Source organism: Streptomyces synnematoformans, assembly GCF_039531005.1.
GTDB lineage: Bacteria > Actinomycetota > Actinomycetes > Streptomycetales > Streptomycetaceae > Streptomyces > Streptomyces synnematoformans.
Window position 1 is genome coordinate 1 of the sequence record NZ_BAAAPF010000314.1, and the last position, 7,952, is coordinate 7,952.

At 73.3% G+C, this 7,952-nt stretch carries 6 protein-coding genes; 1 reads left to right on the plus strand and 5 read right to left on the minus strand.

The features are described from left to right. Window positions 1-99 precede the first annotated feature (99 nt). The 5 genes from ABD317_RS30280 to ABD317_RS30300 all read right to left on the minus strand — a co-directional run bounded on the left by ABD317_RS30280 (window position 100) and on the right by ABD317_RS30300 (window position 6,676). On the minus strand, window positions 100-1,548 hold the full coding sequence (locus tag ABD317_RS30280) for a sugar transferase (protein ID WP_344293987.1): 1,449 nt from the start codon (window positions 1,546-1,548) through the stop codon (window positions 100-102). A gap of 277 nt (window positions 1,549-1,825) precedes the next feature. Further along, complete coding sequence (arfA, locus tag ABD317_RS30285; protein WP_344293989.1) at window positions 1,826-3,367, minus strand: arabinosylfuranosidase ArfA; 1,542 nt, start codon at window positions 3,365-3,367, stop codon at window positions 1,826-1,828. A gap of 54 nt (window positions 3,368-3,421) precedes the next feature. After that, complete coding sequence (locus tag ABD317_RS30290; protein WP_027753854.1) at window positions 3,422-4,288, minus strand: ABC transporter permease subunit; 867 nt, start codon at window positions 4,286-4,288, stop codon at window positions 3,422-3,424. 3 nt (window positions 4,289-4,291) lie between these two features. Then, window positions 4,292-5,224 (minus strand): carbohydrate ABC transporter permease, encoded by a 933-nt coding sequence (locus ABD317_RS30295; protein WP_344293991.1) that lies wholly within the window; start codon window positions 5,222-5,224, stop codon window positions 4,292-4,294. 36 nt (window positions 5,225-5,260) lie between these two features. Next, a complete protein-coding gene (locus ABD317_RS30300) occupies window positions 5,261-6,676 on the minus strand; it encodes an extracellular solute-binding protein (protein ID WP_344293993.1) in 1,416 nt (471 codons plus the stop codon). A gap of 149 nt (window positions 6,677-6,825) precedes the next feature. On the opposite strand from ABD317_RS30300, the gene ABD317_RS30305 reads away from it, so the two are divergent. After that, window positions 6,826-7,854 (plus strand): LacI family DNA-binding transcriptional regulator, encoded by a 1,029-nt coding sequence (locus ABD317_RS30305; protein ID WP_344293995.1) that lies wholly within the window; start codon window positions 6,826-6,828, stop codon window positions 7,852-7,854. Window positions 7,855-7,952 lie beyond the last annotated feature (98 nt).

Sequence of the window (7,952 nt, forward strand, 5' to 3'; positions counted from 1 at the left end):
GACGCGGCGGCGGCGCGGGCCGCGGCGTGACCGCGGCCCGGGCGACCGGCCGCGCACCGGGGGCGGTTGCGCGCCGCAGGCGGAACGGTGCTCGCCGGCTCAATACGCCCCCCGGCCGTCGACGACCGCGCGCAGGGTGCGGGCCATCACGTCCATGTCGTGGGCGAAGGACCAGTTCTCGACGTAGTGCAGGTCCAGCGCGATCGTCTCGTCCCAGGTCAGGTCCGAGCGGCCGCTGACCTGCCACAGGCCCGTCATCCCCGGCTTCACCGCCAGCCGGCGCAGCTCCGTGTCGCTGTACCCGGCGACCTCCTCCGGCAGCGGCGGGCGCGGGCCCACCAGGGACATCTCGCCGCGCAGCACGTTGAACAGCTGCGGCAGCTCGTCCAGCGAGCTGCGGCGCAGCACCTCGCCGACGCGGGTGACCCGCGGGTCGCGGCGGATCTTGAAGATGGGGCTGCCGTCGTGCTCGTTGACCACCGACAGGGTGGACTTCTGCTGCTCCGCGTCCTGCACCATGCTGCGGAACTTCCACATCGTGAACGGTGCGCCGCCGCGGCCGAGGCGGGTCTGCCGGTGGAACACCGGCCCCGGCGAGGTGAACTTGACCGCCGCCGCGATCACCGCGAAGACCGGCGCCAGCAGCGCGATGCCGACGGCCGCGGCCACGCGGTCGCCCGCCGCCTTCAGCGTCGACTGCGCGCCCCGCCGCAGCGGCGGCGCGATGTGCAGCAGCGTCAGGCCCGCGACGACCGACAGCCGCATCCGCCGCTCGGCGACCTCGGCGACGCCGGGCAGCACCGCCAGCGGCAGCCCCGCGTCGTGCACCGCCCACGCCAGCTGCCGCAGCCGGCCCGCCGGCAGCAGCGGTCCGGGGGCGGCGAGGACCAGCTCGGCGCCGTGCTCGGCGGCGGCGGACAGCACCGCCTGGGCCTCCCAGCCCGCCCGGTCCGCGGGGACCGGGCCGAGCCGGGCGGCCTCCGGGGCGCCGCAGGACAGCGGGGCCTCGCCGACCGGGACGACGCCGACGACCACGTACTCGTGGTCGGTGCGCGCGGCCAGCTGGCCGACGACCTGGTCGGCGGTCGCCGGCTCGGCGACCACCAGCACGCGCCGTACCGCCCGGCCCTCCCGGCGGGAGGCGACGAGGTGGTGGTGGAGCAGTTTGGCGGTGCCGGCCGTCAGCACCAGGCCGGGCAGCAGCGCGAGCAGGGCCGGCTGCGGCTCGGCGGCGCTGTCGGCGGTGAACGCGCGGACGACGGCGAGCACGCCGAGCAGCAGGAGCCAGTCCTGCAGCAGCGGCACCACCGCGCCCGACTCGCCGAGCTGCCGCGCGGAGTAGCGGCGCCGCGCGGCCCGTACGGCGAGCCAGCCGCCGGCGGCCAGCGCGGCGCAGAGCGCCGGATACGGCTGCCGGGTCAGGACGAAGACGAGCACGACGGGTATCGCCGTCCCCGCCGCGTCGGTGACGAGAGCGGCCGGCAGATACCACGTCGGCTTCGCCGCGGCGGAGCGCACGCGGGTCCCGCGTCTCGGCTCGGCCGTCATGATCCCGGTATCGGAAACCCCGATACGCCGCATGTTCCCCCCTGGCACATCGCGACTGATGAGGCGCACGCGATCCTCCCCTGGTCGACGCGCACCCTTCGCTCCCGGAACTTTAGGCCAGATTTGCGAAGAACGCCCCTGGTTCATGCAAAAAGGGCCTTAGGTGTAGCGAGCTTCACACCAGGTCGGCGCCGTGTGATTCACGACGTAGGACTCCCGAGAGGCGCCGAGGGATGTACGGGGTTTTCCGGCAGTTTCGATTATGTGCGGCGGGTGGTCACCTGCTCTGTCTCCGTAGCCGGATCACGTTCCAGGACACGGGCGGCAGTTCGGCCTCCAGTTCGCCGTCCGCGCCGATCCGGGTGGCGGAGACGGCCCGCGGCAGCACCCGCCCCGGGTCGGCCTCGGTGTTCGCCGCGTCGGGGTCGTCGTCGGCGAGGACCAGGTGTTCGAGGACCTCGTACGCGTCCGCTGTGCCGCCCGGACCGAACCCGCGCAGCGCGGCGGACAGCCGCAGCGGCTCGTCCTGGGCGCGGTTCACGGCCAGGACCGTGAGGTCGCCGCTCTCCTCGTCGTACGTCACGACGTGGTCGAGCGCCGGGACGTCGCCGTGCCGCGGCGTCTCGACGCGCGACGCCGTGCGGTCCGGCTCGGTGCGCAGGACCGTGCCGCGCGCGAACCGGGCGGCCTGCGCGAAGGGGTGGAACGTCGTCTGCCGCCACGCCGGCCCGCCGGGCTCGCTGCGGATCGGCGCGATGACGTTGACCAGCTGCGCCAGGCACGCCACGGCGACCCGGTCGGCGTGCCGGAGGAGGGTGATGAGCAGGGAGCCGACGACGGCGGCATCGGTCACCGAGTACGTGTCCTCGATCAGCCGCGGGGTCTCGGCGGTGGCCAGGTTGCGCTCGCCGGGGAAGCGGGCGGCGTACCAGACGTTCCACTCGTCGAACGAGAGCCGGATCCGCTTGTCCGCCCGCCTGACGGCGCGTACGTGGTCCGCGGTGGACACCACGTCGGAGATGTACTGGTCCATGTGCGCGCCGGAGGCGAGGAAGCTCGCCCGGTCGCCGTCCAGCTCCTCGTAGTAGGCGTGCAGCGACAGGTAGTCGACCTCGTCGTAGGTCTCCTCCAGGACCTCGCGCTCCCAGCTGCCGAACGTCGGCATCTGCGCGTTGGAGCTGCCGCAGGCGACGAGTTCGATCGTCGGGTCGACCTGGTGCATGGCCTTGCCGGCCTCGGCCGCCAGCCGGCCGTACTCGCGCGCCGACTTGTGCCCGGTCTGCCACGGGCCGTCCATCTCGTTGCCCAGGCACCACAGCCGCACGCCGTGCGGCTCGGCGACGCCGTGGCTGACGCGCAGGTCGGACCAGGCGGTGCCGCCGGGGTGGTTGACGTACTCGACGAGCGCGCGGGCGGCGTCGATGCCGCGGGTGCCGAGGTTGACGGCCATCATCGGCTCCAGACCCAGCCCCTTCGCCCAGGTCAGGAACTCGTTGGTGCCGACCTCGTTGGACTCCACCGACCGCCAGGCCAGGTCGAGCCGGCGCGGCCGGTCCGCCACCGGCCCGACGCCGTCCTCCCAGTGGTAGCCGGAGACGAAGTTGCCGCCGGGGTAGCGGACGAGGCCGGTGCCCAGCTCGCGGACCAGGGCGGCGACGTCGCCGCGGAACCCGGCCGGGTCGGCGGTGGGGTGGCCGGGCTCGTAGATCCCGGTGTAGACGCAGCGGCCCATGTGCTCGACGAACGTCCCGTACAGGCGCGGGTCCACCTCGCCGACGACGAACGCGGGGTCGACGGTGAACCTGGCGGTGTGCGGCATGCGGTGCCTTTCTCGGGGGTGTGCGGTGGTGCGCGGGGGCGGGGCGGTGCGGGCCTACTTCAGGCCCGTACCGGCGATGCCCTCGACGATGCGGCGCTGGAAGAGCGAGAAGACGACGAGCAGCGGGACGGCGCCGAGCACGGCGGAGGCCATGAGCTGCGCGTACGGGATGCCGAAGGCGTCCTGTACGGAGTTGAGGCCGACGGGCAGCGTCATCATCTCCGGGTCGGTGACCACCAGCAGCGGCCACAGGAAGTTGTTCCAGACCTGCACGAAGACGAAGATCGTCACGGCCGACACGGCGGGCCGCGCGACCGGCATCACGATCTGCCAGTACGTGCGCAGCCAGCCGGCGCCGTCGGCGCGCGCGGCCTCGACCAGCTCCCTGGGGATGCCGTCGAAGAACTGCTTGAAGACGAAGACGGCGACGACGTTCGGCACCTGCGGCAGGACCACGCCCCAGTACGTGTTGAGCAGGCCCACCTCCTGCAGCGCGAGGAACTGCGGGATCATCAGCACCTGCATCGGGACCATGATCCCGGCGAGCAGCAGCAGGAACGCCACGCGGCGAAGGCGGAAGCGCACCTGGGACAGGCCGAAGGCGGCGAGCGAGGCGGTGCCGACGGTGAGCACCGTGGTCAGCAGCGAGACGATGAAGCTGTTGGCGTACCAGTAGGGCAGCTTGCCCTTGTCGAAGAGGTCCTCGTACGCCGCGAGCGTGGGGTTGGACGAGAACCAGGACGTCGGGTCGACGGCTATCTCGTCGGCCGGCCGGATGGATATCGCCGTCGCGAACAGCAGCGGCACCAGCCACAGCAGCGCGAAGGCGACGAGGACGCCGAGCGCGACGCGGTTGAAGAGCTTCTCGGCGTCGTAGCGGCGCCGGGGCGCGGGGGCGGCGGTTTGCGTAGTACCGGTCACGGCTCAGCTCTCCTTCTCTGCCCGGCGGACGAGGAAGAACCAGACCAGGGAGATCAGCAGGATGACGAGGAAGAGGAACAGGGAGATGACCGAGGCGTAGCCGGTGCGGCCGTCGGTGAAGCCGGTGTCGACGATGTACTGCAGCGTCGGCCGGGTGGAGCCGTCGGGGCCGCCGCCGGTCATCATGTAGATCTGGTCGAAGACCTTCAGCGAGGCGACGATCTGGAGCACGGTGACGAGCGTCGTCGTCCGCCCCAGCATGGGGACGACCACGTGCCGGATCCGCTGCCAGGGGCCGGCGCCGTCGATCGCGGCGGCCTCGTGCACGTCCCGGGGGATCTCCTGCAGGCCGGCGAGGTAGAGCACGAAGTTGAAGCCGACGGTCCACCAGACGGTGACGCCGGCCATGGACCACATCGCCCAGCTCGGGTCGCCCAGCCAGGACGGCGGCGAGTCGACGCCGAGGGCCTTGAGCCAGTCCTGGGCGAGGCCCACCTGGTCGGCGAGCACGCCCCACATGAAGATCAGCGAGACCGACGCGGACGGGATCACGTACGGCGCGAAGAACGCGAAGCGGAAGAACCACCGGCCGCGTACGAACCGGTCGGCGAGGATCGCGAGGAGCAGCGCCAGCAGCACCAGCGGGACGGTGGTCAGCACGGTGAACCACAGGGTGTGCTTCAGCGTGCGCCAGAACTCCGCGTCGCTCAGGACGTCGGCGTAGTTGGTGAGGCCGACCCAGCTGCCGAAGCCGTCGCGCAGCAGGCTGCCGTTGAAGAAGCCCGCCACGAAGGTGTAGATCAGCGGGCCGACCAGGAAAACGATGTAGAAGAGCGCGAACGGTGCGATCAGGGCCGGGCCCGTGAGCCGTCCGCGAACGGCGCCGGCGGCGCGGCGGTCGGGGGTGACGGCGCCGGTGCCGAGTGTGCTCGCCACGGGGATGCCTTTCGTTTGCGGGGTGTCGGCGGCGGGTCAGATCGGGGACTCGACGTCCGCGAGCGTGCGCAGTTCGCTGCGGACCCGTTCCGCGGCGGCCCGCGGGCTCGACCGGCCGGTGAGCGCGGCGGTCACCGCGTCGCCCACGTTTATCTGCAGGTTGCTGCCGGCGCCGCCGTACCAGGCGACGGGGTCGTACGCGGCGCCCTCGGCGGCTTCGGTGTAGTGGGACTGGGGCGTCAGCTCCCGGTACGCGGCCGAGCGCTGGGTCGGCAGCCAGGCGGGGATGTGGCCGCCCTCGGCCCACAGCCTGCTGGAGTCGAGCAGGGAGGCGGCGAACTCCAGCGACAGGTCGACGCGGGCGTCGTCCCGCTTCGGCTGCCGGGGCAGCACCAGGGCGTGGCTGTCGGCGAAGCAGGCGTAGGGGGCGTCGGAGAAGATCCGCGGCAGCGGCCGCATGTCGAACCCCACCTTCGAGTCCAGCACGGCGACGATCTGCCAGACGCCGTCCATGAGGAACCCGGCCTGGCCGGTGGTGAGCATGGTGATGGCGGCCTGCCCGTCGGCCCCGGTGGGGATCAGCTTCTCCTCGCCGAGCCGCCGGATGTACGCGAGCGCCTCCTCGGCGGCGTCGAGGTCGACGGTCACGGTGGCGCCGGCGTCGGCGACCAGCGGCCGGCCGCCGAGCTGGGTGTAGAAGGAGAGGAAGAGGCGGAACTGGGTGGCCGAGTCCTTGATGGAGGCGACCGAGCCGCCGAACGCGCCGGTGACCTCCTTCGCCGCGCGCAGCGCGGCCGCGAACTCGTCGGGGCCGTCGACGCCGGCGAGTTCGCCGCCGTCGAGCAGGCCGGCCTTCTCGGCGATGTCGGTGCGGAAGTACAGGACGAAGGGGTGGGTGTCGAGGGGGACGCCGTAGAGCCGGTCGTCGACGTGGGACTTGCGCCACGGCTTGGCGTCGAACTTCTCCGGCGTCATGCCCTGCCCGGCCAGCGCGTCACCGGGCAGCTCGGTGAGCAGCCCGGCCCGGGCGAGCACCGGCAGCTTCGACAGGTGCGCGACGGCGACGTGCGGGGGGCGGTCGCCGACCGTGGCGAGGCTGAGCTTGGTGTAGTACGGGTTGCCCCAGACGAAGGTGGTGGCCCGCAGGGAGTTCTCCGGGTGCGCCTTCTCGTACTCCTGCTGCATGGCGACCATGCGTGCGCCGTCGCCGCCGGTGAACGGGTTCCAGAAGTTCAGCCGGTCCGCGGGGGGTTCGCCGCCGGTGAAGCCCTGGGCGATGGTCGAGCCGCAGCCGCTGCGCGCCACGGTGGCGGCGGCGCCGACGGCGAGGCGGGCGCCGCGGCGCAGCAGGGCGCGGAGGGAGGGGGCGGCCGGGTCTCCCGGGGCGCCGGGGGCGGTGCCGGGGGCGGGGCCGGGGGCCGCTCGGCCGGGGGAGGTGAGGCGTCGGAGCATGGCGGATGTCCCTTTCCGCGGCGCTTGTACAACGTTGTAATCCGGTCTTGGTGCAACGTTGTATATCGCCGCGCCGACCGCGTCAACAGCCTGCGCAGGAAGGCGTAGGGTGTGCGCAGCCAGAACCGCGGAGGAATCGGGAGGAAGCCGTGTCCGGGGCCCGCCTCAAGGACGTCGCAGAACGCGCCGGTGTCTCCATCAAGACCGTCTCGAACGTCGTCCGCGGCGCCGCGCGCGTCGCCGGGCCGACCCGCGAGCGCGTCCTGCGCGCCATCGACGAACTCGGCTACCGCCCGCACGCCTCCGCCCGCCACCTGCGCACCGGCCGCAGCGGCGTCATCGCCCTGGCCGTCCCCGAACTCGTCGCGCCCTACTTCGCGGAGCTGGCCACCTGCGTCATCGCCGCCGCCAAGGAGAGCGGGCAGACCGTCCTCATCGAGGTGACCGACGGCGACCCGGCCGAGGAGCTGCGCATCGCCTGCGGCCTCAGCGACCCCCTCATCGACGGCGTGCTCCTCAGCCCTCTCGGCCTGGACCAGACGGCGCTGGCCGGCCGCGAACGCCGCGTCCCCCTCGTGCTGCTGGGCGAGCGGGACTACGAGGTCCCCGCCGACCACGTGCTCATCGACAACGTGGCCGCCGCCCGCGACGCCACCCGGCACCTCGTCGGCCTCGGCCGCCGCCGCATCGGCGTCATCGGCTGGCAGCACGACGAACCGCCGCACGCCACCGCCCAGCAGCGCATGCAGGGCCACCGCGAGGCGCTGGCCGAGGCCGGGCTCGCGTACGACCCGGTGCTGGCGCCCGCCGTGGGCGCGTACACCCGCGCGGACGGCGCGGCGGCGATGCGGGAGCTGCGGGCGCTGCCCCAGCCGCCGGACGCGGTCTTCTGCTTCACCGACATGCTGGCGTCGGGCGCGATGCGCGTCGCGCACGACGAGGGGCTGGCGATCCCGGAGGACCTGGCGGTCGTCGGCTTCGACGACATCCAGGAGGCGCGGTACATGGTGCCGTCGCTGACCAGCGTGGCGCCGGACAAGCAGGAGCTGGCCCGGCTGGCGGTGAAGGCGCTGCTGGCGCGGATAGAGGGTCCGGCGGAGGCGCCGCCGACGACGGTGCTGGCGGGGTACGACCTGGCGCTGCGCGAGTCGACGGGGCTCTCGCCGAGCAGGCCGTAGCGGGGTGCCGGGGTCGGTTCGGGCGGGCCCGGCGGCCCGGGCGGCCGCGCCCGGGGCCCCGGGTGGGGCGGGGGCCGGACCGTGGGGGGGTGCGCGTG

Coding starts and splice junctions, on each gene's coding strand:
- ABD317_RS30280 (WP_344293987.1), bottom strand. CDS start 1,548: ATGACGGCCGAGCCGAGACGCGGGACCCGCGTGCGCTCCGCCGCGGCG.
- ABD317_RS30300 (WP_344293993.1), bottom strand. CDS start 6,676: ATGCTCCGACGCCTCACCTCCCCCGGCCGAGCGGCCCCCGGCCCCGCC.
- arfA (WP_344293989.1), bottom strand. CDS start 3,367: ATGCCGCACACCGCCAGGTTCACCGTCGACCCCGCGTTCGTCGTCGGC.